Genomic DNA, 23,043 nt, shown 5'->3' on the forward strand with positions numbered 1-23,043 from the left:
CAGTAACGAAATAGTGTGCAGGTAGCTAGTGCATAAAACCCATTAACATTTTGTTTTCAAAAGTGACAATTTTGATCTGTATCAAAAAGTGTCAATGTGGATGATTTTTGACCATTGCTTCAACTAAAGTCCCATTGTACCGTAGCAAAAGCTAACCAAATTGCGAAAACCCTTCCCCTTATAATCCTCACTTTTGTTAAGGGATTTACAACTGCGAAACAAAAGTTAAATGGTCTAAATAATCAGATAATCTTCTGAACCCTCCCAAATGAAACTCTCAAAACTGTTTAAAAAATGCTCGTTAGTAAAGGTTTTGTGTTTATTCTACGATTTCCATTGTGAATTTGAGCGAGGACCTTCTTCGGTAGGTGGGTACGCAATCTTCCGAAATTGGTAGCTAAGTGGCATCTAAGTACTGCCGCAAACCTCCGTTCACCTGAATCTGTGAGCCAGGTAATAAAAAGCTACTGGCAAAGCGTAGACTTTCTTTATAGACTGCGGCCTTTACAACAGGTTTCCGATGAATGTAGCAAACGCATAAAGAGCCCATAAAGAGGTTTTGCTACAGGACAGGCATCGGAGAGGAAATTTAAAAGGGTTCGAGAATGTCTCAAAACAAAGTTGGTTTAGTTGGCTGGCGCGGTATGGTCGGCTCGGTGTTAATGCAACGAATGCAGGAAGAAAACGATTTCTCATTCATTGAGCCAACCTTTTTCACTACCTCTCAAAAGGGTCTGCCAGCGCCGGATTTTGCCGGTAAAGATTGCGGTGTGTTGGAAGATGCTTCCGATATTGAAGCGTTGGCGGCGCAAGAGATTATCATTACCTGTCAGGGTGGCGACTACACCAAAGACGTTTACCCGAAACTGCGCGAAGCAGGCTGGCAAGGATACTGGATTGATGCGGCGTCTGCGCTGCGCATGAAAGATGACGCCGTTATTGTACTGGACCCGGTAAACCGCGGTGAAATCGATAAAGGCCTGGAAAATGGTGTTAAAACCTATGTGGGCGGTAACTGTACCGTTTCTCTGATGCTGATGGCGTTAGGTGGGTTATTTGAAGCTGATTTAGTGGAGTGGGCGACGCCTATGACGTACCAGGCCGCTTCAGGTTCTGGTGCTAAACATATGCGCGAACTGTTAAGCCAAATGGGCGCAGTACATGGCAATGTGAAAACCTTGGTTGAAGACCCATCCACCGCTATTTTGGATATCGATCGTCAGGTGGCAGAGTTCATCCGTTCAGATGACAACCCAACAGAACAGTTTGGTGTTCCACTGGCGGGCAGCCTTATCCCGTACATCGATACACAACTGCCTTCTGGTCAGAGTCGTGAAGAGTGGAAAGCGCAGGCTGAAGCGAACAAGATCCTGGGTACTGAATCGGCACCGATACCTGTTGATGGTTTGTGTGTACGTGTCGGTGCAATGCGTTGTCACAGTCAGGCAATCACGCTGAAATTGAAAAAAGAATTAAGCGTTGAAGAAATTGAGTCTTTGTTGGCGAAGCATAACGATTGGGTGAAAGTGATCCCTAATGATCGCGATATCACCATGCAGGAACTGACACCTGCCAAAGTAACCGGCACACTGTCTATTCCGGTTGGCCGTATTCGTAAACTGACCATGGGGCCAGAATACATTTCAGCGTTCACTGTAGGCGATCAACTGTTATGGGGCGCAGCAGAACCACTGCGTCGTATGCTGCGCATTTTGCTTGGCAAATAAACGCGGATTTGAAAAAACGAAAGGCGATGAGATTTCATCGCCTTTTTTATTTGTGTTTGAAAACTCAGCGTTTGTATTGGGTGGGGCAATACGCCCGGGTAATGCCCGGTGGGCGGATTTTCAGATGTTTGGTTTGTCTTCCACTCATTCGCTTACGCCACATTCTGAACGACGATGACTTCATTTCTTTGCGCATTAGCTCAACCACCGCTGATTCATTCAGGCCGTACAATCGCTCAATGGCCTCAAAAGGGGTGCGGTCCTCCCACGCCATTTCAATGATTCTGGATATGTCTGATTCTGTCATCACGTTCTTCCGCGTCAAAAAAAACAAAAGCATAATCAAAGCTGTTGCTGATTTCTGCAGCAGTGAGCAAGGTTTAAAAAAATTTAAGCTTTAACGAGACAGCACGGAATGAATATGGGGTAGAGTGCGGGCATTCCAACAAAGATGGCTTTATACTGCCGCCAGATTCATCAAAGGGAAGTTACTATGAGAGCCTGGGTTGCCGACGCCATCCAAAAAATTAATGCTGACTTTCAGCGTTCTGCAGACACACATCTAATTAAACTGCATGGCCTGAAATTAAACGGCATCGATATTTACCTGAAAGACGAAAGTACGCACCCTACTGGCAGTCTGAAGCACCGATTGGCGCGCTCTCTGTTTTTGTACGCGCTTTGCAACGGAAAAATTAATCAGGGCTCCACTATTGTAGAAGCTTCATCGGGGAGTACCGCGGTTTCCGAAGCATATTTTGCCCGCATGTTGGGTATCCCTTTTATTGCCGTTATGCCGAAGTCCACTGCGCAGAGTAAAATTAATCTGATCACCCGTTTTGGTGGACGTTGCCATTTTGTTGATTGTCCTACTCAGATGCATGATGAGGCTCAGCGTTTAGCCGATGAATGCAACGGCTATTTTATGGATCAGTTCATGTTCGCAGAGCGGGCTACCGACTGGCGGGGCAATAACAACATTGCGGAAAGCATCTTTGGACAAATGTCTGCTGAGCCTCACCCAGAACCGCACACCGTGGTGATGAGCGCCGGAACGGGCGGAACATCCGCCACGATAGGTCGGTTTATTCGTTACCGCGGTTTGAACACCCGACTTGTGGTAGTCGATCCCGAACATTCCGTTTTTTATGACAGTTATCGCACCGGCGATAGAACGTTGACCAGCGACCGTGGCAGCAAAATTGAGGGGGTTGGCAGACCTAAAGTAGAAGCCTCGTTCCAGCCCGATGTGATTGACGACATGATAAAAGTGGATGACAGAGCGAGTATTGCCACCATGAGATGGCTGGCAAACATTGCGGGCATTAATGCCGGCGCCTCCACAGGCACCAATTTATGGGGCGCGTTACACGTTGCCGCTGAAATGGAAAAGAAAAATGAAAAAGGCGCTATTGTTACGCTCATGTGTGACAGTGGAGAGCGTTACACCGATACTTACCACAATGCCGATTGGGTTAAATCAACCTTCGGCGATATCACTGAATTTGAACAGCAATTAGCAAAATTCGCCTGAGCCGACTGGCAAAATCTACACTTTAGACAATACTCTTGTTCATAGGCGGTTATTAGAATAATTGAATGAACAGAGAGTTAAACAAGGTGCGAAGGGCGATTTTTTTCGTCAGCATGGTAGTAACAACCATGCTGACGCCGTGCGCGAGCATGGCAAGTGAAGATTCCTCTATTGAGTTTTCTGGCTTTGCCCGGGTCGTTGCCGGTTACCTCGATACTGATCAAGCCTACTTCGAAGGCTACGAAGATGAGCTCACTTTTACTGAAAAATCTCTGGTCGGGTTTCAGGCAGATTACGCCGTAACCGATGAAATATCATTATCCGGTCAATTATTACTGCACTCTGATAGCCAGCACCAGTCGGGTCTTGAATGGCTTTATCTTAGCTACGATCCGAATCCTGACTGGCAACTAAAGGTTGGCCGTTTACGAACTCCTTACCTGAAATACTCGGATGTGTTTGATGTAGGCTATGCCTACCCCTGGATATCGCCTCCACGGCAACTTTACGGTAGTTATTTATTTTTTCCGCGCTATGAAGGCGCTAATTTGCGTTATCGATTTAATATCGACCAGGTGTACATCGACGTAGAGGCATACTATGGCGAATTTTCAGATGACATAGACGCTAACGGCGCTAAGTTTCATATCGATGCTAACGATATGTATGGCGGTATCGTTGAAGTGAATTACAACGGTTGGCAGCTTCGTGGGGCCTCATTCCTGGTTGATAAAATACGCGCTGGTGCAGAAGGTATCGAAACGCTAACCTCGGCACTTGACCAGGCTGGTTTCGCCGATCTGGCTAACTTTTTCACCATCAATGGCAGTACCGAGGCCTACATTTTTGGCCTGACCTACGACAGTTTGGATTGGGTATTGTCGGCAGAATACGTTGATGTGGCATCAACCATTACAATTCTTGCTGGCATCGAAAACTACTACTTTACCGTCGGCCGTTACTTTGGCGAGTACCAGTTCTTAGTCACTTATGCTAAAGCCAATCAAGAGTTAACGTTCTTTGAAAATACCATCCCCCTAGGCGTCGATCCTAGACTCGACCAATTGTATTTTGGAATAGAAGAGGTCAATTCCCAGTTTCCGACCGACGAACTTAATTCGGTAACGCTGACAGGCCGTTGGGATTTTCGGCCGAACATGGCATTTAAAGCAGAGGTTTCCTTCCTCAACGGCTATAACGGCAAGTCATCCATGTTCGAGTTGAAAGCGGACGCAGAGGGCTTTGATCGAAAAGCAGTTTTGTATCAATTTGGCGTTGAGTGGGTGTTCTGATGAAGTTTCTGAATCTCACTCTCATTGTTTCATCGTTGTTAGCCGCCTCCATGGTGTCGCCGCAGGTTCTGGCAGCCTCAGAGATCGTGGTCGTAGCGAATCTTCCTGCTCCAGTGTCTATGCAAAAGCACGAAATTCGTAATTTATTCATGGGCGGGGCCTCGTCGGAATTTGAACCGGTCACGCTTAAACCCGGAATACATGAGCGATTGATTTTTAATGCGCGGGTAGTTGGCTTAACAGAATCCCGTATTCAGTCGTATTGGGCGCAAATGCGTTTCAGTGGCCGAAGCAAAGCACCCGTGCAGGTCTCTTCCGTTGAAGCAATGAAACAATACTTGCTGGATAACAAGGGAAGCGTAGGCTACCTTCCCGCCGACAGTAATGTGCCTGATACCTTAACAGTGCTGTACACGTCGGGGTAACACGGGGATTAACTCAAGACAAACTGTTGTTCAGATCAGGGAGGAACGAATCAGTGGTCTGGGAACTGAGCGGCTCTGGTTTACCGTAATAATACCCTTGTAAGGTATGGCATCCGTGATCAATCAGGAAGTTGGCTTGTTCCAATGTTTCCACACCTTCAGCACACACTGTGAGTTTTAGATGTCTTGCCATTTCAAGAATTGTCACCGTGATGAGTTCTGAACGTTGAGAAACGCCGATCTGACTCACAAACTGGCGGTCTATTTTGAGGGTGTCGATATTAAACTCGGTGAGATAGCTTAAGGATGAATAGCCTGTACCAAAATCATCCAGTGCGATTTTGCATCCGTACGTCCGTAAATCTTCGAAGAACTTATTACCAGCCTGAAAGCTTTTAAGGTAAGCCGACTCGGTGATTTCAAACTCAATGGCACTGGCGCGCTTACCTAATAGCTTGATTTTCTCCAGTACAAATCCGGTGACAGAGTCGTCTTTTAAGTCATTGGCAGACAAGTTGAGCGATATCGATGTGGACTCACCATATTGCCCTAGTATTTGATCGATATCGTTGCAGACTTGCTGCACAACCCACTGCGTAATGGCCGATACCTTGTTGCTTTGTTCGGCGATGGGAATGAACTCTGCCGGTGATACAATACCGAGGTGTGCATTGTACCAGCGAATTAGTGCTTCGAAAGCGACGATATGACCGGACTGATTCACTTTTGGTTGGTACACCAGGTAAAATTCATCGTTTTCCAGCGCGCTAATAATGCTGGTGGAAATGCGGATTATCCGGTGGTTGTCGTCCTGCATCATGCGTGTGAACAGGGTGAATTGTCCGCGTCCATTTCTCTTTGAGTGATACATTGCAATGTCTGCATTACTCATTAATGTGGTGAGGTTATATTCACAGTCTTTCGCCAACGCCACACCAATACTCGCCCCGGTTTCGAGCCGCCACTGGTCAACAAACTGCTCTTCATTAATAACCGATACTAATCGATTCGCCACTTCTTCAACTTGTTCAAATGTGGTTTCCGCAGACAGAATTATCACGAACTCATCGCCACCTAAGCGGCCAACAATATCGTCGGCGCGCAGGTTTTCACTAACCAAATCGGCAATTTTACACAGTAGCTTGTCGCCAACATCGTGACCGAAAGAATCATTAACCATCTTGAAGCCATCGAGGTCGAGGAACAATAGGGCAACATTACTGTTTTCCCGCTTGGCCCGTGATAACTCGATGCTCAGGCACTTCATAAGAAACTGGCGGTTCGGCAAACCGGTGAGCGGATCGAAATTCGCCAGCTTCTCCATTTGTTCTTGTTGCCGGGTTAGCAGTTTGTTTTTCTGTCGATTCAGTTCCGCTTGCTTATTAATATCTGACATCATGCTATTGAAACCGTGAGTCAGAGCTTTGATCTCCGTTTTGCCCTCTACATTAACTTCCACGGCGTAGTCCTTGGTTTCTTCAATGCGTCGCATCTCATCGATTAGTTCAAATAGCGGAAGCAGGCTACGCCGTTGCAATTCAATCACACAAAACACGGCGGCAAGCAAAATGAAAATCACGAACGGTACAATGGACGAAATAAAGCGTTGCTGACTCGCTTTTAGTGACTGCTCTATCAAATAGGAGATGACAAGCTTGCCCTGGGGAAGAGCAGGGTCGCCGATTATTCTTACCACTCTAATATGGCTTTCTTCTACAAAAAGGCCGTGCTGCAAAGAAAAGAGTTGTCTATCAAAGGCCGGGCCACTTTCGGTTTGTTGCACCGTATGTTCATCCGACGCACTGCCAACATAAGCGGTGAGTAATTCACCTTCTTGTGAAAAAACCTTGGCAAACTCCACGTTGTCGTATTCGTCGAGTTTCAGAAGAATGCTCAGTAAAGAAAATGTGTCCTCCGAACTCGACATAAACGGCAGCAAATCGTTAGCGAGGTTTTCAGAAAGGGCGTTCAGTTCCTTAGACACAAAATCTTCGTACAACCCTTCGTAAACGCGAATGGAGACCCACATAACCAGTGCGCTGATAACTGTAATTGAAATGAGTGTGATGGCCGCAATTTCAGTACGAAGACTCTTCAATCTAACTCCGGAGGTAACGCGTTTTATTTTTTATTTATATTTTTCAGTATAGTCGGTTGTGCAGGACTCGCCCGAAAGGGTGACTTTTTAATCGTTAATTTTTTGAGAAACTTAGCCGCGCTAATCCTTAAGGATAATTGTTGTATGTCTAACAGACAAAAGCGGTGTTTTTAGCAGAATGATTAAAAAATAAACTGGCTATTCCCGTTAACTACTGCTAACATCATTTTTGCCTTTCGAAGGTTCTATTCAATTTGTAATGCTATATCTTTAAGTTCTTTGTAAGTATTCCAAGCATCACTTCCAGAAATCTACAGATCTACGCTTGTTCCAAACCTGATAGCCCTTCTGTGCATCATGGGTTTTTTGCCCACAATTTTTAAATTTCTGGAGTATTTTATGTCTACAGCAACTGGTACTGTAAAGTGGTTTGACGAATCTAAAGGTTTTGGTTTTATTTCTCAGGCTGACGGCGGCAAAGATGTATTCGTACACTTCCGTGCGATCAAATCTGACGGTTTCCGTACTCTGACTGAAGGTCAGTCTGTACAGTTCAGCATTGAACAAGGCAACAAAGGTCCGCAAGCTGCTGACGTTGTTGTACTTTAATTAAGTCACCACTTAATTAAAATTACGGGAGCTCTGGTGAGCTCCCGTTTTTCTTTCGTAATACCCTTCTTCTATATCTATTTTCTTTGAGGTTTACATGCAGTTTTCCCAACTGGGCTTAAGCGCGCCGTTACTTAAAGCGGTCACCGCTCTCGGTTATACAACTCCGTCTCCCATTCAGGAGCAGGCGATTCCGGTTATTTTGTCTGGTAAAGATGTGCTGGCAGCCGCTCAGACCGGTACTGGTAAAACCGCAGGCTTTGCCCTACCCATTATGGAAAAACTGGCAGCAAGTAATAAGCCTCGTGGGAACAGCGTACGCGCACTTATCCTGACGCCCACCCGTGAACTGGCGGCGCAGGTTGAAGATAATATTCGAGGATTCAATCAATTCCTGAATCTGAAATCCACCGTGGTATTTGGTGGTGTAGGAATTAACCCGCAAATGAAACGACTGCGTGGCGGCAGCGACATCCTGGTGGCCACACCGGGCCGTTTGCTCGACCTGTATCAGCAAAACGCAGTGAAATTCGACCAGCTTGAAGTATTGGTACTGGATGAAGCCGATCGTATGCTCGATATGGGCTTTATTCATGATATTAAGCGTGTGCTGAAATTGCTGCCGGCAAAACGTCAGAATTTGATGTTCTCTGCGACGTTTAACCCAACAGTAACCGCACTGGCAGAATCCATTACGCAGTCGCCGGTTAAGATATCGGTGACGCCGCCGAACACGACGGTGGAAGAAGTGCAGCAGCGAATCGTGAATGTGGACAAAACCCAGAAAGTGGGTGCTCTTACTGCATTAATAAAACGTAATGCATGGTCGCAGACGCTGGTTTTCTCCCGTACAAAACATGGCGCAAACCGTATTGCCGACAAACTCACACGTTCTGGTATTCCCAGCGCCGCTATTCACGGTAACAAGAGTCAGGGGGCCCGCACCCGCGCACTGGCCGAATTTAAAGACGGTACAGTAAAAGCGCTGATTGCCACCGATATTGCTGCCCGCGGTATAGATATTGCCCAGTTGCCTGTGGTGGTGAACGTGGATCTGCCTAACACGGCGGCCGACTATGTTCACCGCATTGGCCGTACCGGTCGTGCCGGTGCCAGCGGTCAGGCATGGTCACTGGTCAGCGCTGATGAGCTGCAGGAGCTGAAAGACGTGGAAACACTCATTCAACAGCTACTGCCAAGAGAAACCCTGGAAGGGTTTGAACCGTCGGCAAAACTGGCTGAAACCAAGCTTTCTGCGCCGAAAAAAACCAAAAAACCAAAGAAACCGAAACAACCTGGGGTAAAGAAAGAGGGCAGTGAAAAGCGCGCTGACAATGCTAGACCAGCACGTCGCAAACCGGCTCGCAGACGCCCGCAGCGTGCGGCTACTGGTTCGCACGCCAACTAAATTAGTGTATAGTGCGTGGCCTGAAATTTAGTCAGTAACCCTTTCCAGAGATCTCTATGAGCGGACAAATCGATACCCAGTCTTTGATTGCCTCTATGGGCGATGTCGTCGGACAAAGCTATCTGCTAACCGATACCGAGAAAAAACAGCCTTACACCAAAGGATTCCGGTTTGGCTCAGGCGAAGCCCTCGCCGTAGTGCGACCTGCAACCTTGGTTGAAATCTGGAAAGTACTGAAACTGTGTGTAGAAGCCGATGTCGCGGTTATTATGCAAGCTGCAAACACCGGTCTTACCGGTGGCTCTACGCCAGACGGCAAAGACTACGACAGGCCGCTAGTGATCATCAGCACCATGCGTATCGACCAAATTCAGCTTATCGATGAAGGTAAGCAGATTGTTGGTCTGGCGGGCAGCACGCTGTTTGGTCTGGAAGAAAAACTGGCACCCTATGGTCGTGAACCCCATTCGGTGATTGGTTCATCCTGTATCGGTGCTTCCATCGTGGGTGGTATTTGTAACAACTCTGGTGGTGCGCTGGTAAAACGTGGTCCGGCATACACTGAATTGTCGTTGTTCGCGCAAATCGATGAGAGCGGCAATCTGTCACTGGTGAATAACCTCGGCATTGAACTGGGCGATTCGCCGGAGGAAATACTCGCTAATCTGGAACAGCAAAATTATGCTGCCGAAAACGTACAGTTCCCAGCACTGCGTGCATCAGACAATGAATATGATGAGCGTGTACGGGATGTGGATTCTGACACACCGTCACGTTTCAACAACGATGGTCGTCGCCTGCACGAAGCCTCAGGCTGTGCCGGAAAGCTGGCCGTATTCGCTGTGCGTCTGGATACGTTTCCTATTCCTGATAAGAAGCAGGTGTTCTACGTAGGGTCGAATGATTCTGCGATGTTCACTAAAATCCGCCGCGATATTCTGTCTACTTTCAAAAACCTGCCTGATTCCGGCGAGTATCTGCACCGGGATTGTTACGATGTGTCCCGTAAGTACGGCAAAGACATGTTTATTGTGATCAATAAACTGGGCGCGAAGTTTATTCCTAAACTATTTGCGTTTAAGCGTAAGTTCGATGCATTTACCGACAAATTTGGCTTTTTGCCGAACAAAATGTCTGATCGCGTGATGCAATATATGAGCTATCTGTTCCCAGGGCATCTGCCAGCGCGCATGGAAGTGTACCGCGATAAATATCAGCATCACTGGATTCTGGAAATGAGTAACGACGGCGTAGACGAAGCCCGCGCGTATCTCACCGAGTTCTTTAAAACCAACGAAGGCAGTTTCTTCGAATGTACCGAAGATGAAGCCGACAAAGCGATTCTTCACCGCTTCGTGGCGGGTGGTGCCATTGGCCGTTATCACATCATGAACAGTAAAGATGTCGGCGCCATGATGACCATCGATGTGGCGTTACGTCGTAACGATCCGGACTGGTTTGAAGTGCTGCCAGAAGAGATTGATGAGCAAATCGACACCAAACTCTACTATGGTCACCTGTTCTGCCACGTTATGCACCAGAACTACGTGCTGAAAAAAGGTGTAGACGCGAAGAAGCTGAAAAACCAGATCCTCGATACCTTCGATGCACGCAATGCGGAATATCCTGCTGAGCACAACGTAGGGCACGAGTATTTCGCGAAAGACGCATTGAAGTCTTTCTACCGCTCGTTAGATCCGACGAACAGTTTCAACCCGGGCATTGGTAAAACCACCAAGCTGAAAAACTGGGCAGAGCATTCCGACAGTTGCTGTGGCGGACACGATTAAGCAAATCCGTTTACGCAAATGAACAAACAAAAGGCGAACTATCAGGTTCGCCTTTTTTGTCTGCCTATCTGGCCGCTAAGCGGGGTTAGACCATCAGTGAGTCGTGAACTACCACCTTTTCCCACAGCCCGGAGCACTCCTCTACAAACTTTAAATGTAATGGATGGGTTTGGTAGGCATCCTGATCTTCGGTGTTGTTAAACATCATCAGCTCAGAAACGTGGAAGCTGTTATCAACCACATCACGCACCATGGTGGATGCGGGGACGCCAACGAACAGTTTCTGCACTTGAGGAATGCCTTCCAGCGTTTTTAACCCTGCAATGAGCTTGTCTCGATCGCTTTGAGATTCAGGATTGGCAAGCCAAAAGTAAACCATATGATGCACTTTCGGCGTCTTGTGACCGTCTGGTGAGGCTGTGGCTGAGGCAGGTAACGCAGCAGTAACCGCCAGGGCACCGCCCGTTGTCATTAATTTTCGGCGTGTAATATCGGTCATCATTGTTCCTTATTATTGGCTCCTGGCGTTTAGAGGTACTCTTGGCTACAAGTCTAAACGCCTTAAATTTCACCTAGCCTGCGTTTTTTCACTACCTTTCGCAATACTAACGAGGCAAACTGGTGATTCATCGACATAAATGGTCGTTGGGATAAAATTTTATTATCGTAAAAACGAAGATAAAGCTTTACGACAAATATAAATGCAGTTAAAAAGCCGCGTAAAGAAAAACCATATGGTGCTTTAATGGAAAACCTTGTTTCATCGATTCAAAATTACTATCAGCAAGCGCTGGAGCAAATACTCAGCCCCACGTTTCTGTATCAGGTAGGTGCACTGCTAATCATTTATCTGGTTGGCTGGCTGGCATCACGGAAAGTGCGGGATTTGTTCCCCATGACCCGGAACGAACCCCAATCCGGGGCGCACTCTCTTCAAACGTTCGTATACCGGCTGGGGGGGACGCTGTTTCCAGTTTTCACCATTACCTTATTGAAGTTAACGAGTGTGCTGGGTAAACAATATCAGCTTGATGCCTGGTTGCTTGAAATCGCCATGATCATCGCGGTGATGCTGTTCTTAAACTCGATAATCAGTAACTTTGTGGTTAACAAGGGAATTGCCGCTTTCCTGCGCTGGATTGGTCTGCCCATTGTGTTTCTGCACTTAATTGATGTATTGCCGAAAGTCATTGGCGCACTGGAAACCGTTTCGTTTTCAGTGGGCAACGTTGATATTTCTGCTTATGGCATTCTTCGCGTTCTGGTGTTTGGTATTCTGCTGTTCTGGCTTGGCCGCGCTTCCAACAATATGGGTAAAGATATTATCCGTAATCAGAAGAAGCTGGATGTTTCTACCAAAGAGGTATTTGCCAAGCTGTTCGAAGTGGCGCTGTTCTGCGTTATCTTCCTGCTGTTACTGAACATCATGGGCATTAATCTTACAGCACTGGCGGTATTTGGTGGTGCTGTGGGTGTGGGTCTTGGTCTTGGTTTACAGTCCATCGCGTCGAACTTTATCTCGGGTATCATCATTCTGCTCGATCGCTCGCTGACGGTGGGTGATTACGTGGAATTAGACGATGGCAGTAAAGGTTTCGTTCGTGAATTCAAAATGCGCTATGCCGTGCTTGAAACCTATGACGGCAAAGACATTCTGGTACCAAATGAAAAGTTCATTAACTCGCTACTGGTTAACTGGACCCACAAAGACTCGAAGCAGCGCTATCGTATTGATTTCTCTGTAGCCTACAGAACGGATATTCGCTCAATGGTGGAAATCATTAAAGACGCCGTATCTGAACATCCGCAAGTGATCAGCGGTGATGACGTAGCGGTTGAATATCGTCCTGACTGTGAAATTGACAGCTTCGGTGACTCCGGCGTAAACATGTTCGTCGAGTTCTGGATGGAAGGCGTTGATGATGGACAAAACCGGGTAGGTGGCGACTTACTGCTGATGGTATTCGAAACGCTGCGCGAACACGATATTGAAATTCCGTTCCCGCAACGGGAAGTCCGTGTCATCAACGAAGATGCAATTAAACTGAGTAACACTACGCCGTAGTGATTCAGTGAATAGCCAAAGGGCCTGTGAGTTTCACAGGCCCTTTTTTTACCTTCATGCAATGACTTCTAGTCCTTTTTTCTCCGCAATGGAGAGCATTTTTAAGGCAGGCCCCCTCGGGGTACTATCGCCTTGTTCCCATTTTTTGACTAATTTGTCACTAACATTAAAGTACTGCGCAAATACAGGCTGAGATAGATTGTACTTCAAGCGCAGATTTCTAACTTGCTCCGGTGTAAACGCTTGGACGCTTGTTAAGCATAAAGCGTCGAATTTGCGCATGGTGGTTTTTTCTATCACACCAGATTTGCGTAGACCCTTAGCTGTTTTATGCACGGACTTAAGAATTTCACTCATAATCACCTCCCACGATAAATAGTTCACCATCTTCAATCAGCGTATCAATTTCAGCCTGAGTAAAATTTAGAAAAGTCATCGCTATTTCTTTCAGAGCCAACTTTTCACTGGCGCTAATGTTCGCTTTTGTCTTTTTAGAAAACGCGTAGAGAAAGAAGTACTTGTTACCAATGTTTGCTCCTATGATGGTCCTGTAACCTGCACTTTTTCCTCGATGGCCGGTCGCTATACGCTTTTTATAGACGTTACCGCCGAGGTCTGCATCGAATAGGCCTGCGGCGATCTCATTACAAGCGTCGACAAGGCTTGTATCGCTCAGGTTTGTTTTTTTCGTTAAAGACACAAACTCCTTCGTTTTATAAATCAAAGTGTACTCCAACGGGGTATAGTTTCAAGGTTTTACATTGCAGGGGGAATATTTATCTCTGGTGAGCTAACTTATTAGCTGCACTCAAATGAATGCCTAACTCTGAACAAAAGAGAAAGTACTTAGAGGAAAATATTGGCAGCATGCCGAAGGAAGCGAAACTGGACTGAATAACGGAAGTATTTTAGAAGCAAAAAAGCCTGTGACTATGCACAGGCTTCCTCTAAGAAAAACATGACTATTTAGCTGCTACATCTTCCCGTAGCGTTCAAAGTTCTCATGCCAGCTCAGCGCTTCGCCCAGAATATGCGGGGTGTGCATGCCGCGGCCGGTTGCGCAGGCGCGCTCGAAGTAATCATGCAGGCGATCTCTGAAGTCAGGGTGTGCACATTTGTCGATAATGAGTTTAGCCCGCTGACGAGGCGAGAGGCCACGTAAGTCCGCCAGACCCTGTTCGGTCACAATCACTTTGGTGTCGTGTTCGGTGTGATCGACGTGTGAAACCATAGGCACAATTGACGAAATGGCCCCGTTTTTAGCAATGGAAGGCGTCACAAAAATCGACAAATAGCCGTTACGGGCAAAGTCACCAGAACCGCCAATACCGTTCATCATTCGGGTACCCATTACATGGGTAGAATTCACGTTGCCGTAGATATCTGCCTCAAGCAGACCATTCATGGCAATTACGCCAAGACGACGGGCCACTTCCGGGTGATTACTGATATCCTGTTGACGCAGAATGATTCTCTCACGATAGAAGTCGATATTGTCGTTCAGTTCTTCAAGCGCCACGGGGCTCAAAGAGAAGGCCGTTGCAGAAGCTGACGACAAGGTTCCGGATTTGAGCATCTTCAGCATGCCGTCCTGAATTACTTCTGTGTAAGCGGTGAGGTTTTTGTAGCCTCCGGTATCCAAACCTTCCAACACGGCGTTCGGAATGTTACCTACGCCGGATTGCAGCGGCAATAGTTCTTTCGGTAAGCGGCCTTTGTTAATTTCGAACTGGAAAAAATCCAGAATATGGTCGGCAATTTGTCGTGATGTTGCATCAGGGGGGGTAAAAGGGCTGTTTCTGTCTGGTGCATCTGTTTCAACAACGGCGAGAATTTTTTCTGGCGGAATACGGAAATAACTGTCGCCAATTCTATCGTCGGTTTTGGTCATCAGAATCGGTTTACGGTGGGGCGGTAGTGCGGTGCCGTAATAAATATCGTGCATGCCTTCCAGTTTCAGGTTCTGGCCCTTGTTTACTTCGAGAATGATTTTATCAGCCTGTTCAATCCAGGTTTTGTTATTACCGATAGAAGATGACGGGATCAGGCGCCCATCTTCATGAATTGCCGTCACTTCGATAACAGCGATATTCAGTTTTCCCAGAAAACCGGACCAGGCGTACTGGGAAACTTCTGACAGGTGTATATCGATGTAGTGCATCTGCCCATTATTGATTTGCTTACGGCAGGTAGGATCAGACTGGAACGGCAGGCGCATATTAATACCCTGGGCTTCAGCGAGTACACCATCCAATTCTGGTGCTGTCGATGCGCCGGTCCAGAGATTAATCTGAAAAGGCCTTCCGGCTTTGTGTTCAGCTCCGGCACGATCTGCCAGCGCGCGGGGTAGAGATTTAGGGTAGCCAGCGCCAGTAAAACCACTCATACCGACTGTGTCGCCGTCGCTAATAAATGCCGCAGCCTGTTCAGCGGTCATTATTTTGCTTTTTAATTGCGGACACAAAACCCTGGATTCAGAAAACATGTTCACTCCGATCGTGTTTATACGGATAAAAAAGTCTATTCGAAGATGTGTGAGAAAACGGAATACAACGAATGAGAACGATATGTCGATAAAGCTTAATATCGATGTAAACTGTACACCGATATTTCGTTAACGGAATAAGACCTCAGTGGTATGTAGAGGATATTTCGCCGCTGATATTCGCTATTTCGCCGTAGTTTGACGATCTTGTGAAGTTTTGGTGAAATCTTAATTAAGCGCCCTTATAAGGCAGGCGCTAATTCAACTGCTTTCAAAAAAGGGACTTTAAAAGTGGCAAAGTCTTCAATCTGTGGCAGGTGGCCCAGCCCCTCCAATTCAACAACGAAAAGCGTACTGTTTCGTTGTTTCACTTCGGCACCCAACTTGTCATAGCGGCCGAGTTCGCGGGTAACCGTTTCACGTTTGCTTGCCCGCCCTGGCGCGGTGCGATCCCGGGTGCCAATGATCAAAGTAGAGGGTACTTTTAAATATTGAAAATCCTCTATTACGGGTTGGGTAAGAATCATGTCGTAGGTCAAAGCTGCCACTTTCGCCAACTGTGGCCAGTCGTCTCCCTTTATCCATCCCTGCAGAAAAGCCGCATGGCTAGCGTAGTCGGCGTTCCACTTACCATCGTAATAGTTCTTTTGCTGATAGGTCACGATGTTCTCTGGTTTTTTATTCAGCTCTCGTTGAAACGCCGTTTCGATATCAGGGTAGCTTTCATAAAGCAGATAATTCTCCAGGCCAATGGGATTCACTAGAACCAGTTTGGCGGTATGTTCGGGAAACAATAATGCAAAGCGGGTGGCTAGCATGCCACCCATGGAATGGCCTACTATCACGCTCTGATCAATGTCTAACTTTTCCAGCAGCCCGCGGGTATTGGTGGCCAGCGCAGCAAAGCTATATTGATAGTCAGTGGGTTTAGACGACTTCCCGAAGCCGATCTGATCTGGGATCAGCACGCCGTAGCCGTTGTCTTGCAGAAACTCAGCCGTTTGCTGCCAGTATGCACCATTAAAATTCTTACCATGAAGCAATGTGACAACAGGTTTATTTTCTTTCGGCGGCAAATACATGTAGGCCATGTCTAACGCTTTGCCTTGAGAGGTAAAGTGGTAAGTGTCGACAGTGAAGGGATAACTCAAATTGGATAAGCGCTTGTCCATCGGGGGAATGGTGGCAGCAATTGAATGAAAAGCGCTAAGCCAGAATAGAAAGGCTAGGGAAAACACTCGAAACATAAATAGACTCCGGGATATAAATAATCTCATTTTTATACCGTAGATACTCTGAGTTGTTCACTTTATCGATAGATCGTCGTTTTCGGTCGTCGCGTCGCAAAGGTTGATCTCAAGACCACTCGGTGAGTAACAAAGAGGTACTTATTTCATTTCGCTGCCTTTCAGGGCGGCAAAGGTCACATCATAGGAGTATGAAAATGGCGAATGTATTTGTTGTTGGTGCTGCGGGCAATGTGGGTACCCGTCTTGTTTCAAAACTGGTTAAGGGAAGTCATCACGTTGTTGCAATGCACAGAAAGGAGCAGCAACAGCAGGATCTGGAAGGGCGGGGTGCACGCACGTGCTTATTGAGTATTACAGAAACCGATGTACCCACCCTGGCTTCGGCCATCAAAGGTTGCGATACCGTTGTGTTCACCGCGGGTGCGGGTGGTGCCAGTGAAGAGCTTACGAACAAGGTTGATGGCGAGGGCCTGGAAAAAACCGTAGATGCCGCTATTGCCGCTGGCGCTAAACGGTTTGTGTTAGTTTCTGCTTTTCCTGATGCGGGTCGTGGTAAAAAGATTTCAGACACCTTTGAAAACTATATGCGGGTTAAACGTCTGTCGGATGCGTACCTTGCTGAAAGTGAGTTGGATTGGGTTATTCTTCGTCCAGGCACGTTGACCATCGAAGAAGGCACCGGGAAGGTGAACGCAGGCTATGCAATTAAATATGGTGATGTTTCTCGTGACAATGTCGCCGATACCATTCGGGCTATTATCGATAACAAAGCACTGACGCACAAAATTATCGAGCTCACTGATGGTGATGTACCGGTTGACGAAGCTATCGGAAAATTTGTTTAGAGAACAGTAAGAAGTCAGATCAGAGCGGATTTTTACTGGCGGTATAGGTTTTTTGTTACATACTTTTCAAGATTTTTTTAAATAATTTTAAAAAATGATGCATCTAGTTAGCCATCATCCCCGTATGGCTAGTTGTACATTCACAAAAAAAGGTATGTCTATGTCCCCGTTCAAACCGCTCAGCCTCGCTGTCTCAGCTGCATTAATTGCAGGTGTTTCTACTTCTGTTTTGGCCTCAAGCCACCGAGAAGCACCTGCAATTACGCGTGCTCCAACGGTCGATGCCACCGATTTTTATATGTTTAATAGCTATGAAACCAGTCGCGAAGGTTACGTAACACTAATAGCTAACTACATTCCGTTGCAGGACGCTTACGGGGGCCCGAATTATTTTGCTATGGACCCAGATGCTGTTTATGCCATCCATATCGATAATGATGGCGACGCCATGGAAGATATCACTTTTGCGTTCCAGTTCAACGCAATGCTAGCGGCTGATAACGAGGGCGTGGCTTTACCGGTGGGGCCGGAAGGCGACCAGAAGATGATAAAAGTGCCACTGAAAAATGTAGGGCCGGTTAGCGCTGACGACCAAAGCAACGCCAACTTTTCCGAAAGTTACACCATGACGTGGGTTAGCGGAAACGCGCGTACTGGCGAACGTACCATGCTAATGCCATCTGAAGGTGACACATTCTCAAAGCCGCTGGACTACATTGGTGACAAAACCTTTACCAGTTCCACAGAATACGAACGCTATGCAGGTCAGTTTGTGTATAGTTTTTCTGTGCCCGGCTGCGACAATAACGGTAAGGTTTTTGTTGGACAACGCAAAGACCCCTTCGTAGTAAATCTAGGGGATACCTTTGACCTGGTGAATTATGTGCCCGTTGAAGGTGATAGCGCACCAGGAGCTGGAGACGGTGATGGTTTCCCTGGCGGCATAACGCAGAGTGCCGATAATGATGATTTAGCTGACAAAAATGTGACTTCCATTGCCGTTGAAATTCCGGCTGCGTGTATCACCGGTGACGGTAACGGAACCGTTGGTGCGTGGACCACCGCCAGTTTGCCACAAGCCAGAATTTTGAACCCAAACGCCACCTTCGATAAACCCGCCGTGGCTAGCGGCGCGATGACACAGGTTTCTCGTTTGGGTAGCCCATTGGTCAATGAGTTGGTAATTGGTCTTGCCGACAAGGATAAGTTTAACTCGTCGCATCCATCTGAAGATGGTCAGTTTGCCGACTATGTGACCCATCCCGTGCTACCTGAACTGCTGAATATTCTGTTTCGTGATGCCGTAAATACAACGCTTGGCACGTCTATCGAAACATTAGCACCCACTAATTTTCCCCGTAACGATTTGGTCACTGCATTTCTCACCGGTTTCCCGGGAGTTAACCAGCAGGCTTCAGTGACCGCATCAGAAATGCTCCGTTTGAACACCGCCATTGCCGCGACACCAGCAGGTGAGCAGTCTGCGTTTGGCGTAGCTGGCGATGATCTGGCGGGTTTCCCAAATGGACGCCGCCCTGGTGATGACGTGGTAGATATAGCTCTTCGCGTGGTGATGGGCGCCTTATGCTATCCGATCCCGGTAAACGGTGAGCCAACGGATTTAGGACTGTGTGCAGAAGAAGATGCCAGCGTGGGTAACGTGCCGTTTACCGATGGTGCGCCGGTAGACGCATCAATGATGAATAGCAGCTTCCCGTACCTTGCCACGCCTATTTCTGGCTCAGCAGAATAAGGAGCCATGATGAAACATTTATACTTACTCGCAGCCGCGAGCCTGGTGCTTACCGGCTGTGGCAGTGACGATGATGATGAGGTCGTCAATTACGCGCCAGAAGTGGTGTCCGACAATTTCACTACCACAGTGGATACCCCTTTTTCCGATATGCTGACGGCAACTGACGAAAATGGCGACACACTGACGTTCGCGCTCGCTGACACGCCTTCGAACGGTACGGTTGAAGTTGCCAGCGACGGCAGTTTTACATTCACTCCTGCGAGTGAATTCACCGGTGAGGACATGTTTACTTTCACGGTAACAGATGGTGAAAGTGACCCTGTGAGTGGCACCATTGGTATTACGGTTGAAGCCGAGCAGGTGGAGAGTGCAGCGTACATACGTGCCGCTTTTAATCAATCTGCAACGGACACGCCTTTGCCTGTTAATGGCAGAGAGTTCTCTGATGATGATGATCCTACAGCCTACGATGATTTGCTGAGCGATTATTAATACCACAGTACATTTGGCCAGGGATGGCTTTATAACAGGGAACTAGCCATGAGAATAGCGAAAGAGGTTACAACGCTGCTTACCGGCATAATCTGTGCGGGTGCTGTAACTTTGCTCATTACCGTGTTGGTAACACTTGGGGTAAGTGTCAATAATCATGCAGAAGCTGCAGTTTACTATCCGGACAACAACACAATTATCGCGAGTTGGGAACGGCCCTCTGATGCATTACCCGATGTGCAGACATTGCAGCAGGAGTTGGCGCAAGCCCGTACGTTAAATGGCTCGGAAAAAGTGCTACGCAAACTCTATAGACAAACCCAACGCGGGTTGAATGCACAACTTGCTAATCCCGAATGGCATATTTTTCATGCCAGATTATTGCAACAACAACATCAGTTTGACGAGGCTGCTGAAGTGCTCGACAACACGATCAGACAACACAGGGCATCAGCTTCAGCCCTTATGTTACTAGCTACAGTGGAAGTGAATCGGGGAAGCCCTGAACAGGCACGCAAGGCCTGTCAAAAGTTGGCTGGCATCGGCGAGCCCACATTCGCCGCCATTTGTTTGCTGGATATCGATGCTCAGCAGCAGCCAGACGAAGCAGACTATCAAAAATTGCAGCAACTACGTAAGTTCTCAGGTCTCGATCGCGCTCCTGCCATCGATAATTGGGCAGGAGAAATTCTAGCGGCGATGGCAATGGCATTGAATAAACCTGAAGAGGCGGCGGGCTACCTCAGCGACACTGATTTGTCGGCTGCGCCGATTAGCCGGGTTGCCCTTTGGGCCGACATCCAGCTTGAATTGGGACGCGCCAGTGCTGTTATTGATATACTTACACCGCTGATCAAGGCGCCTTCTAATGTAGATGATGCCATACTTGTCAGACTCGCTCAGGCGGAAGCTACGTTAGCCACCAACGACGACTGGCAACAGATTATGAAGCAACGCGTTACAATGCGGGAGTGGCGTGGTGACAATGTGCATGCTGCGCAGTTGGCGCGGTATTACCTCGATGTAAATGCTGACCCGGTGAAGGCAATGCACTTTGCAAAGCTCAATTGGGAGCACGGCAAAACCTGGGACGATAAAATGTTATTGCAACGAGCCAATGCGTTGGAATTAAGACAGTAAATAAAATGGAGTACCCTATGCGTTGGGTGTATTACGCAAAGCTTTCAATAGTACTAATGGTGCTTCAGCTCAGTTTTTTAGTCGCCAGTAAGAGTTTTGCGCACGAGCTGAGTAATGGCTATTTAACCCTGTCTGGTGAAAACACGCGTCAGCTTGAGGGAAGATTGTCGTTGATGCCTTATGACCTTGAGATTGAGGTGAAGCTCGACGAGAATTTCGACGGCGATCTTACCTGGCAAGAGGTGAAGGCAGCACAGCCCGGTTTACATGATTATGCCGCCTCAGTGTTACGCTTTACCCAGCAGGAAACGCTATGTCGCCCGGCCTTTAAAGACGTTGCCATGGAGAGCATATCTGGCATCGATTTGATAGCGATTCCATTCACGCTTACTTGCCCTACAGACTCCGCTTTAGTTGTTAGTTACCAGGGGGTATTTGACATGGAAGAGAGTCACAAAACCCTGCTAACGGCGATAATCGGTGGTGCTAGCCATACTGATGTATTCACTCGTTCTCACAGAGAAAGTACGCTGGCGACGGACTCAGGTGCTACAGCCTGGCAGACAATAACGACCTTTGTGTATCAGGGCATCATTCATATTTGGATTGGCATAGACCACATTCTGTTTTTACTGGCCACGCTGCTCACTGTTAATTTGGTAAGAAAAGACAATCGTTGGCTGGGTGAGGAGCGAACTGGCACTATTCTCAAATCTACATTGTGGCTGGTCACGGCTTTTACCGTGGCACATTCAGTCACACTTACCACCACGGCACTGGGTTGGTATCAACCCTCAAGTCGCTGGGTTGAATTCGGCATTGCCATCTCAGTTATGCTCACGGCGCTAAACAATATTTGGCCGGTAATTCACCGTTTGGTATTGATTACTTTTGCGTTTGGCTTACTGCATGGAATGGGCTTTGCCAGCGTTTTCGGAGAGTTGCAGGCGAATGCTGCGAGTCCGCTTTTGGCCATAGCATCGTTTAATATCGGTGTAGAAATCGGACAGTTAGTCGTGGTGCTACTGCTACTACCGGTGCTGTTGGCGCTTCGGCATGTACGTGCTTATGCTTCGGCGATAATGCCATTAGCGTCGTCGGTAATTGCGCTTATCGCGCTGAATTGGGCTATTCAGCGCTTTTAGTTAAATTTAGCGTGTGATGCCTGGCTATTTAGAATGCATCACGAATAAACGATGGGACGGTGCGGCTGTTTATTCTTCAGGGAGCTTTACTAAAAATTCCTGTTTAGGAAAATCGATAGCAAATCCCAATAGGCTATTCAGCACATCGCCTCCCAGGATTAATTCCGGGGGCTGACCCTCGGTATTCATCGTAAAGCGAACCGGTACATCACGCATGGTGATGCTGCCCACAGAAATAGTGCTCACCGAGGCTTTTTTGATTGCGCTCGTGTTCGATGTCGCACCAAGTATAGTGCCATCATCAATCAGATGAGCGTCTGTTGTTCGCCAGCCCAGCGCTTTTAATGCCGACGCATTAGCGATGGTGGCAGCTGCGCCGGTATCGATGAGTGCAGGTATCTCAACGCCGTTCATTTTTACATTGATATGAACGAGTAGGCCGTCGCGCCTAATCGCGGGAACGGTCAGATAATTTCCTTCTACTTCACCGGATGGGACGGTGCGAAGCTGGTGTGCAGCCGCATCAAAAACCAACGCCTTTTCAGCAAACAGATCCATACCGATAATGCCTGCTGCTTCTGTGGCGCCTGCATTAGGCATTGCTAACAGCCCAACATAGCTGATATCGAACAGATCACTTTTAAATGAATCCACAGGATAGGCTTTTGCGGCTATGGTACCTGTCGCGCCGTTAATCGTGAGCCCGCTGTCAAAGCTCTCCAGTTTAAGCAGATCTGCCAGCGCTGGCATCATTAAACTGGATTCGGCACCGGTATCCACCACCATGTAGTAGGGACCCTGACCATTTACTTCCGTAGCGATAACCGGGCGATTACGTGAGTCGTACCGCATTTCCGTCGACAACGTCGTGTCTTGGGTAGCCCATGCACTTGCTGTAACCGCGCATAATGTCAGTAACAACGACAGTTTCATAACAGTCTCCGTGATTTGTATTTTTTCGACTGTAACCAGACAACCTTAC

The 23,043-nt window shown here is 47.5% G+C and carries 21 protein-coding genes; 13 read left to right on the top strand and 8 right to left on the bottom strand.

Annotated features, from left to right (window positions below):
• Positions 1 to 605 precede the first annotated feature (605 nt).
• Entirely contained in the window at positions 606 to 1,727 is a 1,122-nt protein-coding gene (gene asd, locus BFC18_RS14805) for an aspartate-semialdehyde dehydrogenase (protein WP_070126338.1), read from the top strand.
• Between the two features lie 64 nt (positions 1,728 to 1,791).
• Here asd and BFC18_RS14810 read toward each other — a convergent pair whose 3' ends face one another.
• Positions 1,792 to 2,034 carry a TIGR03643 family protein gene (locus BFC18_RS14810; RefSeq protein WP_070126364.1) on the bottom strand — a complete coding sequence of 81 codons (243 nt, stop codon included), beginning with the start codon at positions 2,032 to 2,034 and terminating at the stop codon, positions 1,792 to 1,794.
• Between the two features lie 186 nt (positions 2,035 to 2,220).
• Between BFC18_RS14810 and BFC18_RS14815 the strand changes: the two genes are divergently transcribed.
• The 3 genes from BFC18_RS14815 to BFC18_RS14825 all read left to right on the top strand — a co-directional run bounded on the left by BFC18_RS14815 (position 2,221) and on the right by BFC18_RS14825 (position 4,978).
• Positions 2,221 to 3,261 carry a PLP-dependent cysteine synthase family protein gene (locus tag BFC18_RS14815; protein ID WP_070126339.1) on the top strand — a complete coding sequence of 347 codons (1,041 nt, stop codon included), beginning with the start codon at positions 2,221 to 2,223 and terminating at the stop codon, positions 3,259 to 3,261.
• Between the two features lie 65 nt (positions 3,262 to 3,326).
• Positions 3,327 to 4,553: a TonB-dependent receptor gene (locus tag BFC18_RS14820; RefSeq protein ID WP_139139026.1), complete on the top strand. Its 1,227-nt coding sequence runs from the start codon at positions 3,327 to 3,329 to the stop codon at positions 4,551 to 4,553.
• Positions 4,553 to 4,978, top strand: coding sequence for a hypothetical protein (locus tag BFC18_RS14825; RefSeq protein ID WP_083273116.1), 426 nt, complete (start codon positions 4,553 to 4,555; stop codon positions 4,976 to 4,978). The genes BFC18_RS14820 and BFC18_RS14825 overlap by 1 nt, the downstream gene beginning before the upstream one ends.
• A gap of 13 nt (positions 4,979 to 4,991) precedes the next feature.
• Here BFC18_RS14825 and BFC18_RS14830 read toward each other — a convergent pair whose 3' ends face one another.
• Complete coding sequence (locus BFC18_RS14830; protein ID WP_070126341.1) at positions 4,992 to 7,076, bottom strand: EAL domain-containing protein; 2,085 nt, start codon at positions 7,074 to 7,076, stop codon at positions 4,992 to 4,994.
• Positions 7,077 to 7,475: 399 nt separating this feature from the next.
• Between BFC18_RS14830 and cspE the strand changes: the two genes are divergently transcribed.
• From cspE to dld, 3 genes are all read left to right on the top strand, one after another.
• A complete protein-coding gene (cspE, locus tag BFC18_RS14835) occupies positions 7,476 to 7,685 on the top strand; it encodes a transcription antiterminator/RNA stability regulator CspE (protein WP_070126342.1) in 210 nt (69 codons plus the stop codon).
• A gap of 97 nt (positions 7,686 to 7,782) precedes the next feature.
• The gene (locus BFC18_RS14840) at positions 7,783 to 9,093 is read left to right on the top strand and encodes a DEAD/DEAH box helicase (protein WP_070126343.1); all 1,311 of its coding nucleotides are present in this window, start codon (positions 7,783 to 7,785) and stop codon (positions 9,091 to 9,093) included.
• Positions 9,094 to 9,149: 56 nt separating this feature from the next.
• Positions 9,150 to 10,883 (top strand): D-lactate dehydrogenase, encoded by a 1,734-nt coding sequence (dld, locus tag BFC18_RS14845; protein ID WP_070126344.1) that lies wholly within the window; start codon positions 9,150 to 9,152, stop codon positions 10,881 to 10,883.
• Between the two features lie 85 nt (positions 10,884 to 10,968).
• On the opposite strand, the gene BFC18_RS14850 is transcribed toward dld, so the two are convergent.
• Positions 10,969 to 11,382, bottom strand: a complete 414-nt coding sequence (locus tag BFC18_RS14850; protein ID WP_070126345.1) for a Dabb family protein — start codon at positions 11,380 to 11,382, stop codon at positions 10,969 to 10,971.
• 246 nt (positions 11,383 to 11,628) lie between these two features.
• Between BFC18_RS14850 and BFC18_RS14855 the strand changes: the two genes are divergently transcribed.
• On the top strand, positions 11,629 to 12,948 hold the full coding sequence (locus tag BFC18_RS14855; RefSeq protein ID WP_070126346.1) for a mechanosensitive ion channel family protein: 1,320 nt from the start codon (positions 11,629 to 11,631) through the stop codon (positions 12,946 to 12,948).
• Between the two features lie 54 nt (positions 12,949 to 13,002).
• Here BFC18_RS14855 and BFC18_RS14860 read toward each other — a convergent pair whose 3' ends face one another.
• The 4 genes from BFC18_RS14860 to BFC18_RS14875 all read right to left on the bottom strand — a co-directional run bounded on the left by BFC18_RS14860 (position 13,003) and on the right by BFC18_RS14875 (position 16,680).
• Entirely contained in the window at positions 13,003 to 13,305 is a 303-nt protein-coding gene (locus BFC18_RS14860) for a helix-turn-helix domain-containing protein (protein WP_070126347.1), read from the bottom strand.
• Positions 13,298 to 13,684 (bottom strand): type II toxin-antitoxin system RelE/ParE family toxin, encoded by a 387-nt coding sequence (locus BFC18_RS14865; RefSeq protein WP_342670045.1) that lies wholly within the window; start codon positions 13,682 to 13,684, stop codon positions 13,298 to 13,300. Before BFC18_RS14865 ends, BFC18_RS14860 begins: the two co-directional genes overlap by 8 nt.
• Positions 13,685 to 13,921: 237 nt before the next feature.
• The gene (scpC, locus tag BFC18_RS14870; RefSeq protein WP_070126348.1) at positions 13,922 to 15,433 is read right to left on the bottom strand and encodes a succinyl-CoA:acetate CoA-transferase ScpC; all 1,512 of its coding nucleotides are present in this window, start codon (positions 15,431 to 15,433) and stop codon (positions 13,922 to 13,924) included.
• 242 nt (positions 15,434 to 15,675) lie between these two features.
• Entirely contained in the window at positions 15,676 to 16,680 is a 1,005-nt protein-coding gene (locus BFC18_RS14875) for an alpha/beta fold hydrolase (RefSeq protein ID WP_070126349.1), read from the bottom strand.
• Positions 16,681 to 16,877: 197 nt separating this feature from the next.
• Between BFC18_RS14875 and BFC18_RS14880 the strand changes: the two genes are divergently transcribed.
• The 5 genes from BFC18_RS14880 (at position 16,878) to BFC18_RS14900 (ending at position 22,061) form a co-directional block, all read left to right on the top strand.
• Positions 16,878 to 17,528, top strand: coding sequence for an SDR family oxidoreductase (locus BFC18_RS14880; RefSeq protein WP_070126367.1), 651 nt, complete (start codon positions 16,878 to 16,880; stop codon positions 17,526 to 17,528).
• Between the two features lie 160 nt (positions 17,529 to 17,688).
• Complete coding sequence (locus tag BFC18_RS14885) at positions 17,689 to 19,281, top strand: DUF4331 domain-containing protein (RefSeq protein WP_070126350.1); 1,593 nt, start codon at positions 17,689 to 17,691, stop codon at positions 19,279 to 19,281.
• Between the two features lie 9 nt (positions 19,282 to 19,290).
• On the top strand, positions 19,291 to 19,776 hold the full coding sequence (locus tag BFC18_RS14890) for an Ig-like domain-containing protein (protein WP_245680402.1): 486 nt from the start codon (positions 19,291 to 19,293) through the stop codon (positions 19,774 to 19,776).
• A 48-nt stretch (positions 19,777 to 19,824) separates the two neighbouring features.
• Positions 19,825 to 20,916 carry a tetratricopeptide repeat protein gene (locus BFC18_RS14895; RefSeq protein WP_070126352.1) on the top strand — a complete coding sequence of 364 codons (1,092 nt, stop codon included), beginning with the start codon at positions 19,825 to 19,827 and terminating at the stop codon, positions 20,914 to 20,916.
• A 17-nt stretch (positions 20,917 to 20,933) separates the two neighbouring features.
• Complete coding sequence (locus BFC18_RS14900) at positions 20,934 to 22,061, top strand: HupE/UreJ family protein (RefSeq protein ID WP_070126353.1); 1,128 nt, start codon at positions 20,934 to 20,936, stop codon at positions 22,059 to 22,061.
• Positions 22,062 to 22,130: 69 nt separating this feature from the next.
• Here the strand turns inward: BFC18_RS14900 and BFC18_RS14905 are convergent, their stop codons facing one another.
• Positions 22,131 to 22,994 (bottom strand): aspartyl protease family protein, encoded by an 864-nt coding sequence (locus BFC18_RS14905; RefSeq protein WP_070126354.1) that lies wholly within the window; start codon positions 22,992 to 22,994, stop codon positions 22,131 to 22,133.
• Positions 22,995 to 23,043: the final 49 nt, after the last annotated feature.

The organism is Alteromonas confluentis, assembly GCF_001757105.1.
Taxonomy (GTDB): domain Bacteria; phylum Pseudomonadota; class Gammaproteobacteria; order Enterobacterales; family Alteromonadaceae; genus Alteromonas; species Alteromonas confluentis.

Coding starts and splice junctions, on each gene's coding strand:
- BFC18_RS14875 (WP_070126349.1), bottom strand. CDS start 16,680: ATGTTTCGAGTGTTTTCCCTAGCCTTTCTATTCTGGCTTAGCGCTTTT.
- BFC18_RS14820 (WP_139139026.1), top strand. CDS start 3,327: ATGAACAGAGAGTTAAACAAGGTGCGAAGGGCGATTTTTTTCGTCAGC.
- dld (WP_070126344.1), top strand. CDS start 9,150: ATGAGCGGACAAATCGATACCCAGTCTTTGATTGCCTCTATGGGCGAT.
- BFC18_RS14855 (WP_070126346.1), top strand. CDS start 11,629: ATGGAAAACCTTGTTTCATCGATTCAAAATTACTATCAGCAAGCGCTG.
- BFC18_RS14890 (WP_245680402.1), top strand. CDS start 19,291: ATGAAACATTTATACTTACTCGCAGCCGCGAGCCTGGTGCTTACCGGC.
- BFC18_RS14885 (WP_070126350.1), top strand. CDS start 17,689: ATGTCCCCGTTCAAACCGCTCAGCCTCGCTGTCTCAGCTGCATTAATT.
- BFC18_RS14895 (WP_070126352.1), top strand. CDS start 19,825: ATGAGAATAGCGAAAGAGGTTACAACGCTGCTTACCGGCATAATCTGT.
- BFC18_RS14880 (WP_070126367.1), top strand. CDS start 16,878: ATGGCGAATGTATTTGTTGTTGGTGCTGCGGGCAATGTGGGTACCCGT.
- BFC18_RS14840 (WP_070126343.1), top strand. CDS start 7,783: ATGCAGTTTTCCCAACTGGGCTTAAGCGCGCCGTTACTTAAAGCGGTC.
- BFC18_RS14850 (WP_070126345.1), bottom strand. CDS start 11,382: ATGACCGATATTACACGCCGAAAATTAATGACAACGGGCGGTGCCCTG.
- BFC18_RS14815 (WP_070126339.1), top strand. CDS start 2,221: ATGAGAGCCTGGGTTGCCGACGCCATCCAAAAAATTAATGCTGACTTT.
- BFC18_RS14825 (WP_083273116.1), top strand. CDS start 4,553: ATGAAGTTTCTGAATCTCACTCTCATTGTTTCATCGTTGTTAGCCGCC.
- cspE (WP_070126342.1), top strand. CDS start 7,476: ATGTCTACAGCAACTGGTACTGTAAAGTGGTTTGACGAATCTAAAGGT.
- asd (WP_070126338.1), top strand. CDS start 606: ATGTCTCAAAACAAAGTTGGTTTAGTTGGCTGGCGCGGTATGGTCGGC.
- BFC18_RS14860 (WP_070126347.1), bottom strand. CDS start 13,305: ATGAGTGAAATTCTTAAGTCCGTGCATAAAACAGCTAAGGGTCTACGC.
- BFC18_RS14900 (WP_070126353.1), top strand. CDS start 20,934: ATGCGTTGGGTGTATTACGCAAAGCTTTCAATAGTACTAATGGTGCTT.
- BFC18_RS14810 (WP_070126364.1), bottom strand. CDS start 2,034: ATGACAGAATCAGACATATCCAGAATCATTGAAATGGCGTGGGAGGAC.
- BFC18_RS14905 (WP_070126354.1), bottom strand. CDS start 22,994: ATGAAACTGTCGTTGTTACTGACATTATGCGCGGTTACAGCAAGTGCA.
- scpC (WP_070126348.1), bottom strand. CDS start 15,433: ATGTTTTCTGAATCCAGGGTTTTGTGTCCGCAATTAAAAAGCAAAATA.